14 protein-coding genes are annotated in these 17,229 nt (G+C 61.7%); 5 read left to right on the top strand and 9 right to left on the bottom strand.

The window, feature by feature from the left end:
• Positions 1–195: 195 nt before the first annotated feature.
• Positions 196–507 carry a DUF3509 domain-containing protein gene (locus LOY35_RS04600; protein ID WP_258631001.1) on the top strand — a complete coding sequence of 104 codons (312 nt, stop codon included), beginning with the start codon at positions 196–198 and terminating at the stop codon, positions 505–507.
• On the opposite strand, the gene LOY35_RS04595 is transcribed toward LOY35_RS04600, so the two are convergent.
• Entirely contained in the window at positions 504–1,004 is a 501-nt protein-coding gene (locus LOY35_RS04595; protein WP_047699631.1) for a phosphate-starvation-inducible protein PsiE, read from the bottom strand. The genes LOY35_RS04600 and LOY35_RS04595 overlap by 4 nt on opposite strands.
• Before the next feature lie 348 nt (positions 1,005–1,352).
• On the opposite strand from LOY35_RS04595, the gene LOY35_RS04590 reads away from it, so the two are divergent.
• On the top strand, positions 1,353–1,616 hold the full coding sequence (locus LOY35_RS04590) for a YebG family protein (protein WP_258630999.1): 264 nt from the start codon (positions 1,353–1,355) through the stop codon (positions 1,614–1,616).
• A 31-nt stretch (positions 1,617–1,647) separates the two neighbouring features.
• On the opposite strand, the gene LOY35_RS04585 is transcribed toward LOY35_RS04590, so the two are convergent.
• Positions 1,648–3,036 (bottom strand): PLP-dependent aminotransferase family protein, encoded by a 1,389-nt coding sequence (locus LOY35_RS04585; protein ID WP_258630997.1) that lies wholly within the window; start codon positions 3,034–3,036, stop codon positions 1,648–1,650.
• A 321-nt stretch (positions 3,037–3,357) separates the two neighbouring features.
• On the opposite strand from LOY35_RS04585, the gene LOY35_RS04580 reads away from it, so the two are divergent.
• Complete coding sequence (locus LOY35_RS04580; protein ID WP_258630994.1) at positions 3,358–4,557, top strand: benzoate/H(+) symporter BenE family transporter; 1,200 nt, start codon at positions 3,358–3,360, stop codon at positions 4,555–4,557.
• A gap of 34 nt (positions 4,558–4,591) precedes the next feature.
• Here LOY35_RS04580 and LOY35_RS04575 read toward each other — a convergent pair whose 3' ends face one another.
• Positions 4,592–5,611: a Glu/Leu/Phe/Val dehydrogenase dimerization domain-containing protein gene (locus LOY35_RS04575; RefSeq protein WP_047699625.1), complete on the bottom strand. Its 1,020-nt coding sequence runs from the start codon at positions 5,609–5,611 to the stop codon at positions 4,592–4,594.
• Between the two features lie 184 nt (positions 5,612–5,795).
• Here LOY35_RS04575 and LOY35_RS04570 point away from each other — a divergent pair, with 184 nt between their 5' ends.
• Positions 5,796–6,599, top strand: a complete 804-nt coding sequence (locus LOY35_RS04570; RefSeq protein ID WP_258630992.1) for a SirB1 family protein — start codon at positions 5,796–5,798, stop codon at positions 6,597–6,599.
• Between the two features lie 139 nt (positions 6,600–6,738).
• Here the strand turns inward: LOY35_RS04570 and maiA are convergent, their stop codons facing one another.
• Genes maiA through hmgA form a run of 3 tightly spaced genes read right to left on the bottom strand, consistent with a single transcriptional unit; the run spans position 6,739 to position 10,002 of the window.
• Positions 6,739–7,380, bottom strand: coding sequence for a maleylacetoacetate isomerase (gene maiA, locus LOY35_RS04565; protein WP_258630991.1), 642 nt, complete (start codon positions 7,378–7,380; stop codon positions 6,739–6,741).
• A 10-nt stretch (positions 7,381–7,390) separates the two neighbouring features.
• The gene (gene fahA, locus LOY35_RS04560) at positions 7,391–8,695 is read right to left on the bottom strand and encodes a fumarylacetoacetase (protein WP_258630989.1); all 1,305 of its coding nucleotides are present in this window, start codon (positions 8,693–8,695) and stop codon (positions 7,391–7,393) included.
• Positions 8,696–8,697: 2 nt separating this feature from the next.
• Positions 8,698–10,002 (bottom strand): homogentisate 1,2-dioxygenase, encoded by a 1,305-nt coding sequence (hmgA, locus tag LOY35_RS04555; RefSeq protein ID WP_258630987.1) that lies wholly within the window; start codon positions 10,000–10,002, stop codon positions 8,698–8,700.
• A 117-nt stretch (positions 10,003–10,119) separates the two neighbouring features.
• Between hmgA and LOY35_RS04550 the strand changes: the two genes are divergently transcribed.
• Positions 10,120–10,926 carry an IclR family transcriptional regulator gene (locus LOY35_RS04550; protein ID WP_258630985.1) on the top strand — a complete coding sequence of 269 codons (807 nt, stop codon included), beginning with the start codon at positions 10,120–10,122 and terminating at the stop codon, positions 10,924–10,926.
• On the opposite strand, the gene LOY35_RS04545 is transcribed toward LOY35_RS04550, so the two are convergent.
• From LOY35_RS04545 to LOY35_RS04535, 3 genes are all read right to left on the bottom strand, one after another.
• Positions 10,916–13,468, bottom strand: coding sequence for a LuxR C-terminal-related transcriptional regulator (locus LOY35_RS04545; RefSeq protein WP_258630984.1), 2,553 nt, complete (start codon positions 13,466–13,468; stop codon positions 10,916–10,918). The genes LOY35_RS04550 and LOY35_RS04545 overlap by 11 nt on opposite strands.
• Positions 13,469–13,860: 392 nt before the next feature.
• Positions 13,861–15,228: a DUF1329 domain-containing protein gene (locus tag LOY35_RS04540; RefSeq protein ID WP_258630982.1), complete on the bottom strand. Its 1,368-nt coding sequence runs from the start codon at positions 15,226–15,228 to the stop codon at positions 13,861–13,863.
• Between the two features lie 22 nt (positions 15,229–15,250).
• On the bottom strand, positions 15,251–17,059 hold the full coding sequence (locus LOY35_RS04535; RefSeq protein ID WP_258630980.1) for a DUF1302 domain-containing protein: 1,809 nt from the start codon (positions 17,057–17,059) through the stop codon (positions 15,251–15,253).
• Between the last annotated feature and the right edge of the window lie 170 nt (positions 17,060–17,229).

The raw sequence follows: 17,229 nt of genomic DNA, 5'->3' as shown, positions 1-17,229 counted from the left end.
GCCATCTCGCCGCGCACACTGGCCGACAGATTTTCCGGCATGCGCCTTGCTACCGTCTTATTGCACAGGCCTGCTGATGGCTGCCTGCACCCAACGATGGAACACGATCATGGAATGGCCGGTGGTCCGGTATTGCGAACTAATCCCGATCACGGCCGGTCAACAACTGCACGTTCAATCAGGCGGTGACGCATCATGGACAACCCTTTTCAGATCATTACCGACGCTTTTGCGCCGCAATATCAAATCAACCTGAGCATCCAGGGCCTCGACGGCAGCATCATGCTGACCCTGTCCAGGGCCGGGCGGATCGTCGCCAAGCGCATGATCAGTGCCCAACAGCGCAACGACCCGGAACGGCTCAAGCGCCTGGTGCAAAGCATTCAGTTCGGCATCGCCATCGAGCAGGGCCACAGCGCCGTGGCAATCCTCGAAGCCATGACCGGCGGCGACAACGTCAAGCTGCCACCACCGCGCTCCCAAGGCCCGGCCTCCGCCAGTCTCTAGATCTCCCCTTTCTCGACTTCCGCATGCTCGCTGGAACCCGCGCCGACCTTACGGTGCGGGTGCTCGATCTTCACCGACGGGAACTGCGACGACGCGTAGCGCACCACCAGAATCGAGAACGCCAGCAGCAGGATCCCGCCGCACAGGTAGATGATCCCCAGGTCCGGCGGGCTGTGATGGGAAACGTTGGAGATCAGCAGGCGGGTCAATGCGGTGATGGCCACGTAGATCAGAAACCGTACTGGCATGTGGTTGGTCTTGAAGTAGATCCCGACCATCGCGCCCAATTCCAGATAGATGAATAGCAGCAGGATATCGTCGATCTTGATATGCCCTGCCTCGATCATCTGCAAAAACTCCATGACCGCCGCCCATGCGGTCACCGCCCCGATGGCGAACAGCGCCAGATAGTGGAACGTCTCGACGAACAGGTTGCCCAGGGACTCGGCCAACTGATGGACGTTCTGGCGCAGGTTCTCGGCCCAGTTGATTTTCACGATGCGGTTTCCTCAGGTCGACTCGACCGATGATGCGGGTTAGACATGACGGTTGTTCTGCATGCAGAAAAAAGGCCAGTGGCGATGTGAGATGGCGAAAGGCTGGCAACCGACACTTCCATCCCACGACAAACGCCGAAACCGGTCTACATTAAAAAGCCACTACCCAAAGGGAAAGGATTCGCTTATCCTCAGCCCTGTATATAAATACAGTATTTGCAAAAAAGCGGCCTGAAGGCACGAGACGGAACCGTCGCGACCCGAAGCCGTGATGCTTTGATTTTTATAGATTCCGCAGCCTGGCTTCCCAGGCTTGCGGCAGACATGCAAACAAACGAGAGGCCAGCCATGGCTGTTGAGATTCTGTACCGCAGTACACGTGATTTGGAGACTACGTTTTTGGACCGTAAGCTCGCTGATGCCCATGACCAGATGCTTGAACTGGCGGAGGTGCTGACCACTGTTCTGATGAAGAATGTGCAAGGCCTGAACGAAAAGCAGGCCGAGGATGCCAGCATCTTCATGGCAAAAAACAGAGCGGCGTTTGCAGCAGCCTTCAAAAGCAACGCGGCCGCTCTCGGAGAACTTCTAGGCTCCGAAGAAAGCGAGTGAGCTTGCTATATCGTCTCGACGGCGGGGCGACTCAATAGTAACGGCGCGGGTCTGAATCGATCAGGCTGGCCAGTTTTGTCAGGGCGAAACGCAGTTCGTCCTGGCTGGTAGGGGACATCAGCACCACCCTTACGCTTCGGCTGGTACCGGAGCGTTCAGCCTGGAACTGCGAGCCACTGAGCACCAGTACGCCATTGGCCCGGGCAAGCATGGCGAACTCGTCGCCGGTCCAGGGTTCGGGCAGCGTCAACCAGACATGGTACGCATAGGGCTGGGTCTTGAGTTCGAAGCTGGCAAAGATTTCCCGGGCAATCGCTTGTCGCCCGGCGGCTTCGTTGCGCTGGATGCGAACCAGTTTCCTGTCCAGGCCTTCGGTGATCACATTGCTCGCCAGTTGCGCGGTCAACGGTGATGGCATCCACACACTGCTGCGCACCATCGAGCTCAGCCGTGACAGCAGTTTCGGCGGGCTGTAGAGATAACCGACCCGAAGCGCCGGCATGACCGACTTCGACAAACTGGTCAGGTACACCGACCGATCCGGCGCAAAGGCCGACAGCGGTTTGGTCGACGGGTCGGTGGCGAGGAAGCCATAGATATCATCGTCCAGGATGATGAAATCGAACTCTTCGGCCAGCGCCGCAATCTGGGCCCGACGCTTTTGCGACATGATCGCCGTCGTCGGATTCTGGCACGTCGCCACGCATACCAGCATCGCCGGTTTCTCGCGCAGGCACAGCTCGCGCAGCGCCTCGGGAATGATGCCTTCGTCGTCCATCGGCACACCGCGCAAGCGACGTTCAAGGCCATGGGCCAGGGAAATGATGCCTGGGTAGCAAAGCGCTTCACAGAGCACCAGGTCGCCGGCGTTGGTCAGGGCGCTCATCGCGACCATCAGGCCATGCTGTGCCCCGGCGGTGATCACCACTTGCTGCCATTGCGCATCGGGCAATGAATGGCGCAACCACTGTGCGCCTGCCTCACGATGGGCCGGGTGACCGCCATCCGGGGCGTAATCCAGGGCGCCGGCAAAATCGACGCTTTTCGCCATGCCCACCAGCGCGCCACGCAGCCAGTACTCCAGGGTTTCGCTGGAGGGCTTGATGATCGAGAGATCGAGCAGTTCGGGTTGCCCCAGGTTCAATGACGCGGCGCCATGGGTTGTCGGTAATCCCAACGGCTGCTGGCTGAGTACATAGGTGCCACGCCCCACCTCCCCCTGCACCAGCCGGCGCCGATGGGCCTCGCCATAGGCCCGGCTGATGGTACCCGGCGTGACATCCAAGGCATTGGCCAGCTCCCGCAGGGTCGGCAAGCGATCGCCCTCGTTCAGCACACCGCTGCCGATGTCCCGCGCCAAGGCGTCGGCAATCGACAGGTACATCGGCTGGTTGGACTCGCTTAGCTTGGGTACCCACATGAATGATCGCTGCCATCGTAGAAATGATGAGTTGCGAGCATATCACATCAAGGCGAGGCCACTTACAACGAGAGAAATCGAAAAATTGAGTCGATTGATTCGATATCCAATCAGCGACAGCCGCTCACATAGCTATCCATTAAAAATAAATTACTAATAAATTCATTTAGTTAATTCAGATCAAAAGTAAAACATTGCGAAACCCATGAATGACCCATTGAATCAATTCAATTTATTCAAATACACTCATCTAGAATCGCATCAATCGACTCAATCCCTCCCTGATCACTGCGCGCTCTTGCCGCGCCAAGTCGAGACATCATGGCCACACTCAGAAAGGATCTATCCCTGTCAGCGATCATCGCGGGCTTTATCGCCGTGATCATTTCCTATGCCGGTCCCCTCATCATCGTGTTCCAGGCAGCCAAGGAGGCACACCTGGCCAACGACGTGGTGTCCTCATGGATCTGGGCCATTTCCATCGGCAGCGGGATCACCGGCCTGTTCCTGAGCTGGCGCCTGCGTATCCCGGTGATTACCGCATGGTCGACACCCGGCGCGGCGTTGCTGGTGTCAATGCTGCCGACTGTCACCCTGCCCCAGGCCATCGGCGCCTATGTGGTGGCGTCGTTGATCATTGTCGTGGTGGGATTGTCCGGCGCGTTCGACAAACTGATGAGCCGCCTGCCCAAAGCCATCGCCGCCGCCATGCTCGCCGGCATCCTGTTCCGCTTCGGCGCAGAGCTGTTCACTTCGATCAAGCTGCAGCCGACACTGGTGTTGTCGATGATCGCGGCTTACCTGACCTGCAAGCGCTTTTCGCCGCGCTACGCGATCCTGTCGGTGCTGGTGGTCGGCTGCGCGATGGCTGCCGCGTTCGGAGAACTCAACAGTGGCTCGATCACCATCGCGGTGGCCCATCCGGTCTTTATCGCCCCTGAATGGAGCTGGCACGCGATCATCAATATCGGTCTGCCATTGGCACTGGTGACGTTGACCGGCCAGTACGTACCGGGCATGGCGGTGTTACGGACCGCGGGCTACAACACGCCGGCGCGTTCTATCATTTCGGTCACCGCGATTGGCTCGGCCCTGATGGCGCCCTTCGGCTCCCACGGTTTGAACCTGGCGGCCATTACGGCAGCGATCTGCACCGGTCGCGAAGCCCATGAGGACCGTGACAAACGCTACATCGCCGGCATTGCCTGCGGGGTGTTCTACATCCTGATGGGCATCTTCGGCGCGACGCTGGCCTCGGTGTTTTCCGTCCTGCCGAAAGAACTGATCGCCTCCCTCGCCGGCCTCGCCCTGTTCGGTGCCATCAGCGCCGGGTTGAGCGGTGCCATGGCCGATGAGAAGCAGCGGGAAGCCGCGCTGATCACCTTCCTGGTGACCGCATCGGGCATGAGTTTTCTGGGGCTGGCCGCGGCATTCTGGGGGTTGATCTTCGGCCTCGTGGCGCATTTCGTCCTGACCTATACCCGACAAGACAAAACCGCCGTCATCGCTGCCGGCAACTGATCATGACGGCTCGCGGTTGCGCTGCGAGCCGTTTTCATCGATACAACAGACGCTCCGCCAATTCATCCGCCACCCGGGCGGGAGAGCGTTTCTCCGCCTGGGCATGAGCGAAGACTTCCGTGAGCCGGGCAGCGATTTTCGACAGGTGGGCCGTGATGGTCGGCAGCTCTTCGCCGCGATGCTTGAGGGCAACGTAGATAAGGCCGCCGGAGTTGATCACATAGTCCGGCGCGTAGAGGATCCCGCGCCTTTCCAGCTGATCGGCCACTTGCAGGCTGCTCAACTGGTTATGGGCCGAGCCGGCCACGGCCGAGCAACGCAGTTGCGCCACGCTGTGACTGTTGAGCACACCGCCCAGGCCGCAGGGAGCCAGGATGTCACACGGGGTGCTGAGCAACGCATCGTTGGCAATCGGATGGGCGCCCAGTTGCTCCATTGCCAGTTGCACTTTGCCGGGGTCGATGTCGCTGACCAGCAGTTCGGCACCGGCCGCGTGCAACTGTTCGGCCAGGGCATACCCGACATTGCCCAGGCCCTGGATCGCCACGCGCAGGCTTTCAAGATTGTCGCTGCCCAGCCGGGCCATGGCCGTGGCACGAATACCGGCAAACACGCCCATCGCTGCGTGCGGTGCCGGGTCGCCCGAGGCGGTGGTGCTGGTGACATGACGGGTCTGCTGGGCGATGCAATCCATGTCGGCCACCGAGGTACCGCTGTCGATGGCGGTGATGTAGCGGCCGTCCAGTTGCTCGATGCAGCGGCCAAAGGCTTCGAACAACGCGGCCCGGCTTTCGACATGGGCCGGCCGCATGATCACCGCCACCCCGCCGCCCACGGGCAGGCCGGCCAAAGCGGCCTTGTAGCTCATGCCCTGGGCCAGGCGCACGGCATCGACCACGGCACTTTCATCGTCGGGGTAGGATAGATAACGACATCCCCCCAAGGCTGGCCCTGGGCGGCTGCTATGAATGGCAATGACCGCCTTCAACCCGGTTGTCGGGTCTACGCTCAAGTGCAGCGATTCAAGGCGGGAGCTTTGCATGAGCGCAAACATCGACAGGCTCCCGAATCACTTCTGTTTGTTTCGCCAGTATAGGCGCGTAGCTGAAATTTGCTGGAGCACGCCGGAATAAGCTGCCTCGACTGTCATCTTTTCGGACATAACCGTTACCACATCTCTCCGAGACTGGACGAAAGCCCGTGGCAGAGCTAAAACGAGGCAATGTCCGGAGAGTGTGATGAAACCGCGCCAAGCCTTTTTTGAATGTCTGCACCGTTCGCCTGCGGCGCTGTTCGAAGCGGCGCTGTGGATCGCTGCCGAGCATGACCGCGACGTCGACGTACCGGCCTTGCTGAGGGATTTCAGGGATCTGCAACAGCAGGTCAGCCATGACCTGCCCTTGCTGCCCGTCGCGGAGCTGGGCCAGCCCTTGTTGCGCTGCCTGAACGACCTGGGGTTTGCCCAGGACGACTTCACGCCCCTGCGCCCGCGCGTGGCGCTGCTCGACCAGGTATTGGCCAGAAAGCGCGGTCAACCACTGGCCCTCGCCCTGATTGCCCTGGAACTGGCCCGAGGCCTGGAAATACCGATGGTCGGGGTCAATTTCCCCGGACACTTCCTGCTCCGGGTGCCGGGTGCCGATCACTTGCTCGACCCGTGCGGCGGTCGCCGGCTGTACCCCAACGACTGCCGGGAGCTGCTGCAGCGCCAATATGGCTCGAACATGCCGCTCAAGGCTGAACACCTGGCCAGCGCCGAGCCGCTGCAGATGCTCCAGCGCCTGTCACGCAATCTCCGGCAGTTGCATCTGGCCAACGACGAGTACATCGACGCATTGATCGATGCCGAACGGGTCCTGGAACTTGGCAACGCCAGTGCCGCCGACTACCTGGCCCGCGCCAGCCTGTACCAGCGGCTCGACTGTCCCAATGCCGAACGCTTCGACCTGGAACATGCGCTGATGCTCAGCGACGACCCGATCCAGCGGATCCGGCTGACGGAACGGCTGGGGCATCTGCCGCCGAATTCGATTGTGCATTGATCTGAAGGACTGGCCGGTATTCTTGTTGACTGTCAGGCCGCCTTCGCGAGCAGGCTCGCTCCCACATTGGACTGCGTACAACGCGAACCATGTGGGAGCGAGCCTGCTCGCGATGGCGTCAGATCAGCCAGTCTCAATGTCAGCTGGCAGGCGTATCCACCTGATTAGCCGGATGCGCTTTCTGGAACGCAGCATGGGCAGCCGCCAGCGCCGCCACGCGGCGGATCCGTGGATAGCCTTGCAAGGACACGCTGAAGCGCTCAGCCGCATACAACTGCGGGATCAGGTAGACATCCGCCAACCCTGGCGCGGGGCCGAAACAGTAGCCCTCGTCGCCAATCAACTGTTCCACCGCCGCCAGCCCCTGGCCGATCCAGTGCCCGATCCACTCCGTCACCTGCGTTTCATCATGCCCCCACTGCCGCAGCTTGTTGAGCACGCTGACGTTGTGCAACGGATGAATGTCGCAACCGATCAGGGCGGCGACACCGCGTTCACGGGCTCGAATCGTCAGGTCCGGGTTGAGCAGCGGCACCTGTGGATAACGCTCCTCCAAGTATTCGATGATGGCCGGTGATTGCACCAAGAGTCCGCCCTCATCGGTGCGCAACGCCGGTACCCGACCTTGCGGGTTGATCGCGAGGTAGGCCGGCTGGCGATGCTCGCCCCCCGGCGGTGCGATCAGGTTGACCGGCACGGCACGGTAATCCAGGCCCTTGAGTGCCAGGGCGATGCGCACCCGATAAGACGAGGTGGAGCGGTAGTAGGTATAGAGTTCCATGCCCTGTCCCTCAACGCGCTGGCAGAATCTTGCCCCGGCATTCGCCGAAACCGATGGAAGAGACGCCATCACGGCTGCAACGGGCCCGCAGGATGATTTCGTCGCCATCCTCAAGGAATTTGCGCACTTCACCGGACGCCAGTTCGATCGGTTTCTTGCCGCCCTCGGTGATCTCCAGCAAGCTGCCGAACTGACCGCTTTCCGGACCCGACAAGGTGCCCGAGCCGAACAGGTCGCCGGCCTGCAACTGGCAGCCATTGACGCTGTGGTGCGCGACCATCTGCGCCACGGTCCAATACATGTAGCGGGTGTTGCTCAAGGTCAGGCGATGGGCCGGCAGGTTCTGCTCGCGCATGGCTTCGGTCAGCAGCAGGACTTCCAGTTCGATATCAAAGGCACCGCCGTCCTGGTCACGCTTGTCCAGCAGGTATGGCAGCGGTTGCGGATCGCCTGCCGGCCGCGCCGGCTGGGGACGACGGAACGGTTCGAGGGCTTCGGCCGTCACGACCCACGGCGAAATACTGGTCAGGAAGCTCTTCGACAGAAAAGGCCCCAGTGGTTGGTATTCCCAGGCCTGGATGTCCCGCGCCGACCAATCGTTGAGCAGGCAGAATCCGCCAATGTGGTCGGCGGCGTCACCGATGGCAATGGGCTCGCCCAGTGCATTGCCTTTGCCGATCCAGATACCCAGCTCCAGTTCGTAGTCCAGCCGCGCGCAGGGGCCGAAGGTCGGTTCACTCTGGCCGGCGGGCAGGGTCTGGCCCTTGGGGCGGCGCACGTCGGTGCCGGACGGACGGATGGTCGAGGCGCGACCGTGGTAGCCGATGGGCACGTACTTGTAGTTGGGCAACAGCGGGTTGTCGGGACGAAACAGCTTGCCGACATTCTGCGCATGCTCGATGCCGACATAGAAGTCGGTGTAATCGTTGATTTTCGCCGGCAGGTGCATCTGACAATCCGCCGCCATGGGAAGCATCTTCGCCCCTTGGGCCAGGATCTGCTCGCGTTGCGCGCTGTCTTCGCCCAACAAGGCCTGCAGCCGTTCACGCAAGGCCACCCGGGCGTTGCGACCCAGCTCGAAGAATGCGTTCAACTGGCCATCGCGCATGGCTTCGACGGCTTCGCGCGCCGCGCCATCGAACAGGCCTGCTTGCAACGCGGCCTGCAAATCGAATACATGATCGCCAATGGCAACACCGCTGCGGGGAGCACCACCACCTACGCTGAAGACCCCGAGCGGCAAGTTTTGCAGCGGGAAATCGGCATGGCCGTTGGCGGAGGCAACCCAGCTACGGGCAGGGGAAACTTGGGTCATGATTATCTCCGGGTCGGGTCGAACGTGACGGGCAGCGAAGCCCAACAAGCATCGTAGTCGGTTTGCAGTTGCGGGCAGTCCAGGGCGAAACGGCTCGGCCGCAGCACCTGGCTGGTTTCGAACATGAAGGCCATGGTGTTATCGATCTTCACTGGCGTCAGCTCGGCGTTGATCGCCTTGGTGCAGGTTTCACCGTCCGGACCGTGGGCGCTCATGCAGCTGTGCAAGGAGGCGCCACCCGGCAGGAAACCCTCGGCCTTGGCATCGTAGGCGCCCTGGATCAGGCCCATGAATTCGTTCATCAGGTTGCGGTGGAACCACGGTGGACGGAAGGTTTTTTCCGCCACCATCCAGCGCGGCGGGAAGATCACGAAATCGAGGTTGGCCAGGCCATGGACACTGGTGGGCGAGGTCAGCACCGTGAAGATCGAAGGGTCCGGATGATCGAAGCTGACCGTGCCGATGGTGTTGAACCGGCGCAGGTCGTATTTGTACGGCACGTTATTGCCGTGCCAGGCCACCACGTCAAATGGCGAATGATCCAGTTCACAAGCCCACAACTCACCGAGGAATTTCTGCACCAGCGTAGTCGGCTGCGAGAGGTTCTCGTAATGCGCGACCGGCGACAGGAAGTCCCGTGGGTTGGCCAGGCCGTTGCTGCCAATGGGGCCGAGATCAGGCAGGCGCAAGGGCGCGCCATGGTTCTCGGCGAGATAGCCACGGGCCTGCGGATCGAGCAGCTCGACGCAAAACTTCAGACCGCGAGGCAGCACGGCGATTTCCAGCGGAGCCAGTTCCAGCCTCCCCAGCTCGGTGACAATCAGCAGGCGCCCCGACTGCGGCACGATCAGCCACTCACCGTCCGCATTGAAGAACACCCGCTCCATGGACCGGTTGGCACGGTAGTGAAAGATGCTGATGCCGGCGGGTTTGTCCTGGCCGGCATTGGCCGCCATGCGCACCAGCCCGTCGATGAAGTCAGTGGGTTCGGCGGGGATATCCAGCGGGTTCCAGCGCAGGCGATTGGGAGTGACCTCGCCCAGTGCCCCGCCGGCCAATTGGCGTTCCAGCTTGACGAAAGCCGGATGGTTGGCCGATGGCCGGATGCGGTACATCCAGGTACGCCGCGCCTCGCTGCGCGCCATGGTGAACGCCGTACCGGAAAACAACTCGGCGTAGAGACCATACGGGGCCTTCTGCGGAGAATTCTGGCCGGCAGGCAGCGCGCCGGGCAGCGCTTCGCTGGCAAACTCGTTGCCGAAGCCTGATTGGTACGCCAGCTCGGACGCTGTGGAATCGAGGTTCATGGAGCCCTCCTGAACACCTGTTATTTTTATCGTAATTCAATTACGCATAACGTAATTTGCTCGACGGCGACCGTCAAGCTATAAAGACGCCCATTCGCTCCCGGATCCTGCGCCTCCATGGAAACCCCGCTCAATAACGGCAAACAGAAAGTCCGCTCGGCCGAAGTCGGCACCGACATTCTCAAAGCCTTGGCCGAACTCTCCCCCTCCACGTCACTGTCGCGCCTGGCCGAACACGTGCAGATGCCGGCGAGCAAGGTGCATCGATACCTGCAGGCCTTGATAGCCAGCGGTTTCGCCGAACAGAACACCGCCACCAACCATTACGGCCTGGGGCGTGAAGCCTTGCGGGTGGGCCTGGCGGCGCTGAATGGCATGGACGTGCTGCAAGTGGCCGCCCTGCCCCTGGCAGAGCTGCGGGATGACTTGAACGAAACCTGTTTCCTGGCGGTGTGGGGCAATCACGGTGCGACCGTGGTACGGATCGAACCCGCCGTGCGCGCCGTGACCGTAGTGACGCAACTGGGTTCGGTATTGCCGCTGCTCAGTTCGTCCACCGGACTGGTGTTCAGCGCCTATCTGCCGGAGCGCGAAACCATTGGATTGCGAGAGCAGGAGGTGGCGAGCACCAGTAATCACGCGCTGGCCGACGACCGTGCCTATACCACCTTGTGCGAGCAGATCCGCGGTCGAGGACTGCACCATGTGCATGGCTTGCTGATGCCGGGCGTGGATGCCCTCTCCGCGCCGGTCTTCAATGCCGTCGGCCAGGTCACGGCGGTCATGACCATCGTCGGCCCGACCTCGTTGTTCCATGCCGATGAAAATGGCCCGGCGGCCCAGCGACTGTTGGCGGCGACCCGGGCCGTGAGTTGGCGGATGGGGTATGAGTCCGGCTCAGGATCAGTCCAGGCTAACCCATGACGCCCATGACCTTGGCCTTCGCCACCGCCTGGGTACGTCGCTGCACGCCCAATTTGCTATGTATCCGCCGCGCATGGGTTTTTACCGTGTGCAACGATATGAACAGTTGTTCGGCAATCTGCTGGTTGGAATAACCTTGGGCAATCAGCCCCAAGACTTCCAACTCTCGCTGGCTGAGCAACGTTTCTTCGGTGCCGGTCGCCGGCTGTCCGACGGGCTCTGCCGTTTGTGCCCAACGCAACAGTTCCGGCTGGCGCAAGCGCAGCTCGCACAAGGCTTGCTGGGCGCGCCAACAGGCGACTCGCTCCAGGCCTTCCTGCATCAGGACACGGGCCTGGGAATGATCGCCGGATAACCAGACGACTTCGACCAACGCCAGATGCAGCTCGGTTTCCAACCCCTGCATGCCACAGCGCTGTGCCTGGGCAATCATGACCTGCAGCCGGGCCTGCGGATCCTGCGCCCGCTGCAGATAGACCTCGGCCAGTACCTGCAAGTATTCAAGCCGCGGAATCAATTCCAGGGTCGCCGGCGGCGCGTGTTTGGCGTGCGGGCCGCGAAAATGCCGCAGAACCCGGGTCAACGCTTCATGGGCCAGCTCCGGGCGGGCTTGTTGCAACCAGAACTGGCAACTGGTCTGCAGCAATACACCACGGTATACGGTGTCGGGAATATGCCGCTGCTGCATGACCCGCTCGGCTTCACGCAGTTGTACGAAAGCCTCGCCGTAGTCACCCTGGTTGGCGGCCAGGCTGGCCTTGCCGAGGAAGCCATAGAGCACTTGTTTGTCCTGGCTGTGCAAGCTCGTTTCCAGACCCGCTTGAAACTGCTCCGCTGCCTGCTCTTCAAACCCCATGCGCAATGCCAGGCGCCCGCGTCGCAGGGCAATGCGCCCCAGCAACGGAGAAAAGTCCTGGCCTGGTTTATCGAGCAGCGCCTGGACCGCCTCCAACAGATGGTCGGCCCGGTGGGGCGCGCCGCGTTGCTCCAGCAATTGGGCGTGATCCAGCTCCAGCAACCCCTCGAACACCAGCGAACCCTGCGCGCGCGCCAGGCATAGCGCCTGGCGATTGATCCATTGCGCCGTCGCCAGCTCGCCCTTGAGCAATGCCTGTTGCGTCAGCCCCGACTGGCATAGCAGCCGTGAAGCCCAGGCCTCCGGATCCAGGCTGCTCTGAGCCTGGAGAAAATGTTCGCTCGCCTGATCCCCCTCGCCTGCCAGGTGCCACAACCAGCCACTGAGGACCTGCCACCGCGCAACCAATTGGCGCTGCTGGCACGCCGTGGGCTGGGGTGCGAACCTGGCCAGTTGCTCGATACACGCCGATGCCTGATCGAAGCGTCCGGCGAACAGCAGCGCGGCCGTGACCAAACCCACCGATTGCGGCGTACCCAGCGTCAGCGCTTCGCCCTGTCGATCATGCAAGTCCAGTAACAGCACCACGGTGCGACGCTGCAAGACGTGCTCGAAGCTCAGGTGCTGCAAGAAACTTACGGCGGCCTCGAACTCTTCAGCCAACATCGCCTGCTCGAACGCCATGGGCCAATCCTGCTCGGCCGCGAACCACTGGCAGGCCCGTCGATGCCAGGAACGTCCCTGCGGCCACGGCTCCTCACGCACCAGCCGGGCCAGGGCCGGGAATATCTGCAACCAGTCCGAAGACTGTTCCCACGGTTCGATAAAGCAACCCAGGTCCAGCAGCAACGGAAGGCATTCCGCACCCACGGTGTCACCGAACAGATGCTCGCACAGCCGCGCGTTGAAGCGCGGCAGATGGGCCAGCACGCGCCAGGCCTGTGCCAGGTCCGGGGTCAGCGCGCTGAACAGCTCGTGCTCAAGGTAATCAAGCAAGGTGCCGGGGCGTCCTGGCGATGCGTGGCGGCGCGCCCACTCGCAGCGCTCAAGCAAGGCGATGCGCACGCCCGCGCACCAGCCACCGCTGCGCTGTATCACCTCGCGGGCCGTACGGGTCGCCAGAGGGCCGGGTAGATGACCGAGCAACGGCTGAATATCGTCAGGGCTGAACACCAGCGCCTTCGCGTCGAATTCGTGCAGTTCGTCATCGAGCAACAAGCGCAACCAGTTGCAGTGTGGACGGCGCCGGCCATTGAGCCACAAGTGCAGCGCCGGGCTGCTGGCGTTCAGCAGACGGTCGAGCAACTGGTCCAGCTCGGGATTGGGTACCCGGCAATAATCATCCAGGAATAGCCAGGTCGGCGTTTGCAAGCGCGCCAGATGGGACAACAGCGCCGCCTCCTCCATCACCGGCAGCCCGAGGGTATGCGCCAACTGTTCGCACATCTGCTGCGCGTCCAGCGCCGCGCCACCCAGCGGCAACCAGTGCAACCGACATCCAGCCGGAGCCTGGAGGAAACACTCGGCGAACAACGCACTCTTGCCACTGCCCGCCGGCGCGCAGAGCAGCTTTATTCGTGCTTCGGACGTGAGCAAGGGCTCGCTCAGGGACCGGCGCGGCACATGCGTCGAGGACAGGCGCGGCAGCAATCCAGGACGGTCCGGACACGGGGTCATGGCGGTCATGTGCGAGAGTCCCTTTTATTGTTGTCTCATCACCCTAGCCCTGTGTCGCCGACCTTTGGAGAAGTATTCAGCGCGCTGATCGCGCCCCATAAGAAAACGACCGGAGAGATACCCTTGTGGCGAGGGAATCTATCTGTGGTGAGGGGTTTATCCATGGTGAGGGCTTCATCTGTGGCGAGGGGATTTATCCCCGCTGGGCTGCGCAGCAGCCCCATCACAGACGACTCAGTCAGCCTGATACACCGAGCCGCAGGGTTTGGGGCCGCTGCGCGCCCCAGCGGGGATAAATCCCCTCGCCACAGATCATCCTCACCCCAGATCGTCCCCCCTCACCGCAGATCCCCCCCTCGCCACAGATAAATCCCTCGCCACAATCAGAAGACCACCGAAGCTTACCGAACCCCGCTCGAGCGCAACGCCGCCGGCGTATAGTCGGCCGCTCTGGCCTCGAAGCCATACTCATAGCTGTGCTTCTCTTCGTTCTTCATGCCCAGCGCAATGTAGCGGCCGGCGATGATGTCGTAGAGCGTCTCGAGGGTGTAGGCGGGGTTCTGGTGGTCGTAATAGAACTGCGCATGCCCTTCGGCCACACGCCATAGCTGACCACGGCCGTCGTAGTGATCCACCAGCGCCGCCTGCCAGCTGTCTTCGTCGAAGTACATGTGGCGCTTGGCATAGATGTGCCGCTCGTTGGGCTTGACCGTACCGATCACTTCCCAGACCCGGTGCAACTCGTAGCGGGTCAGGTCCTGGTTGATGTGGCCGGCCTTGATCACGTCCTCGTACTTGAGGCTCGGTGAGTCGAGTTTGTAGCTGTTGTATGGAATGTACATTTCCTTCTTGCCGACCAGTTGCCAGTCGTAGCGATCCGGTGCACCGGAGAACAGGTCGAAGTTGTCGGAAGTGCGCAACCCGTCGGCGGCGGTGCCCGGTCCGTCGTAGGCCACTTGTGGGGCGCGGCGCACACGGCGCTGGCCGGCGTTGTAGATCCAGGCCAGGCGTGGTTCCTTCACCTGGTCCAGGGTTTCATGCACCAGCAGCACGTTGCCGGCCAGGCGTGCGGGGGCGGTGACTTCCTGTTTGAAATAAGTCAGCACGTTGCTGGCTTTTTCCGGATCGGCGTCCTTGATCAGGGCCGGTACAGCGGCTTCCTCTTCGAAACGGATCGGCGTGAAGCTGCCGTTGGTCTGCGGTGTGGCCTGGGTGATGATGCGCCGCAGGTTGCCACCGTGATAACGGGTGATGTGGTTCCAGATGACTTCCACCCCACTCTTGGGAATCGGAAACGCGTAGTAGCGGTTGCCGGTGAAATTGGCCAGGCCGTTACCGTCGTTGATCGCGGTGACATTGAGCGCGCTGCGCTTGGCCGACTCGTAGATTTCCGGCGGCAGCCCTACGCTGCGATGGGTCGGATAGACCGGGATCTTGTAGGTTTCCGGGTAGCGCTTGAACATCGCCACCTGGCCTTCGGACAGCTTGTCTTTGTACTTGTCCACGGTCGCGGCAGTAATGATGAACAGCGGCTTCTCATTGGCGAACGGATCCGCCAGGAAGCCTTTGCTGTCCACGGCACCGGCGTTTTTCGGGATACCACCGGTCCAGGCCGGGATCGAGCCATCGGCATTACCGGCTTTTTCCGCACCCAGCGGCGTCAGGCTGGTGCCCAGTTTGTTCGCCTCGTCCGGCGAGACTGCCGCCATCACGTTTGCAGCCAGCAGGCTCAAAGCCAGAGCACCGCATTGCAGGATCATCTTGCGCATAGGGTTTTCCTTGTCAGCCAGATCAGAAGTTCACGCCGAAGCTCAACGCGAGGAAGTCGCGATCCTTGAGGACGTTGTAGTCGCCGCCGAAAAAGTCGGTGTAGCTCAGGCTGGCGGTGTAGGTGTTGCGGTAGTCGGCATCGACACCGAGGCTGACGGCCTTGGCACCTTCGTTGAACAGGCCATTGGGACCGTAGCCGGCCACGTCATGGGACCAGGACACGTTGGGCTTGAAGTTGATGCCGGCGATGACGTTGGAATAGTCGAGGATCGCCCGGGCGCGATAGCCCCATGAGGTCGAAGTGACGAAGCCATCGGTGTCACCGTTGAACCCGTATTGGCCGTAGACCGAATCGCGGCCGTAACGCAACTTGTCCTTGGACTCCAGCCCGCCGACATGCACCACCGCCGCCTCGCCCACCAGGGTCAGGCGATCCGCGCCCAATACCCGATCGATGAAGTGGGTCATGGTGCTCTGGATCTGGGTGATTTCCTTGCGGCGGTAGCCGGTGTTATCGGCACCCGGCGAAGTGGCGATAGGTGACGCTGCGCCACCGGTAATCGGGTTGAGCAAGGCCAGGGTCAGGTCGTTGGTATTGAGCTGTACCGGAGCGTTGGGGCGATAGCTGATTTCACCGGTCCATGCGGTGCCGGTGGGCAGCGTGGTGGAGAAGCTGGCGCCGTACAGGCGGATGTCCTCGGGGTATTCGAGGTAGTACTGACCGCGGCCGAGCATGACGCTTGAAGCCAGAGCGGCGCCTGCGCCTTGGGCAAGGCCTTCGGCAATCGGGATCATGCCACCCGGATTCGTATTCCCCACCACCGCGAGCGTAGCCGCTCCAGCCGTCGTGGTGCCGACAGTAGGCGTGCGACTGTGATAATTCATGAAGTACAAGCCGTACTCGGTGTCGTCGCCGAGCCAGCGCAACGCCGTGCCCCACTGGCCGGAGTCACGGGCATCACGATCGCCGCCACGAGGAATGACCACGCCTTCGCTGGACACCTCGATCCCCTGGCCGAATGCCTGGGTCAGCGGCACGAACGGCGCAATGGCCGGGCTAGCCACGGTGTACCCGCTGGTGCAACCATCGGCCACTACGTCATTGCCAAAGAACGTGCCGCAGTTATCGACCACCGTCTGGTCCCACTCAAGCTGGTAGAAGCCCTCGATGGTGAGCTTGTCGGTCAGGCCCTGGGAGGCGAACAGCATGTTCACCGGAATCAGACCTTCCTTGATCTCGGCACCCGGACGGCGGAACGCGGACACATCCACCGGGTTGATGCTGTTGATGGAGTTACCGATGAAGGTACTCTCGCCCCAACTGACCACCTGCTTGCCGGCGCGCACGGTGCCCGGCAGATCGGCAATGGAATAGTTGTGATAGACGAAGGCGTCGAGAAGCTCCGCACCGGAAGACTTGGCGCCTTCCTTGCGATTGCTGTCGCTGATGTCCTTGAACGGACGGCTTTCGTCCTTCAGCTCGAAGTCATACCAGTACTTGCCACGCACGAACACGCCGGTGTCGCCATACTTGAGCTCGAGGTCATGCAGCCCCTTGAAGATCTTCGAGAAGGTCTCGCCCTTCTTGAAATTCAGCCGCCCATCATCACCGGTGGAAGACTGGCCCCTACCGCCGTTGACCGTGCCGATAAAGTCCTTGTCGGCATCGCGCATGCCCCAGCTCGCGCCCACGGACAGCGAGGAGTCGAACTGACCTTCAATCTCGCCAATGTTGAATGAAACGGCCTGGGCCTGGGCGCAGCAGCCCAAGGCCACCGCGACGGCCAGCGCCTGCGGCTTGAAGATGGCGCGCATTGTTATTGTTGTCATGCGTCTTCCCCGGTGAGTGACAGAGACTTCACCCTACTGCCGCCCGTCACGGTCGATAAGCGCACCAAGGAGGTATTCACGTTGTCGCTCGAAAGGATTAGCGCCCGCACAAGACAGGGCTTTGCACACGCCATGGATGGGCTGGATAGTGGCCCATCAGTTCAACGCAT

This window comes from Pseudomonas sp. B21-028 (genome assembly GCF_024749045.1).
Classification (GTDB): Bacteria; Pseudomonadota; Gammaproteobacteria; order Pseudomonadales; family Pseudomonadaceae; genus Aquipseudomonas.
Note: the sequence above shows the minus strand (reverse complement) of the source record. Positions and strands in the feature narration are given on the sequence as shown.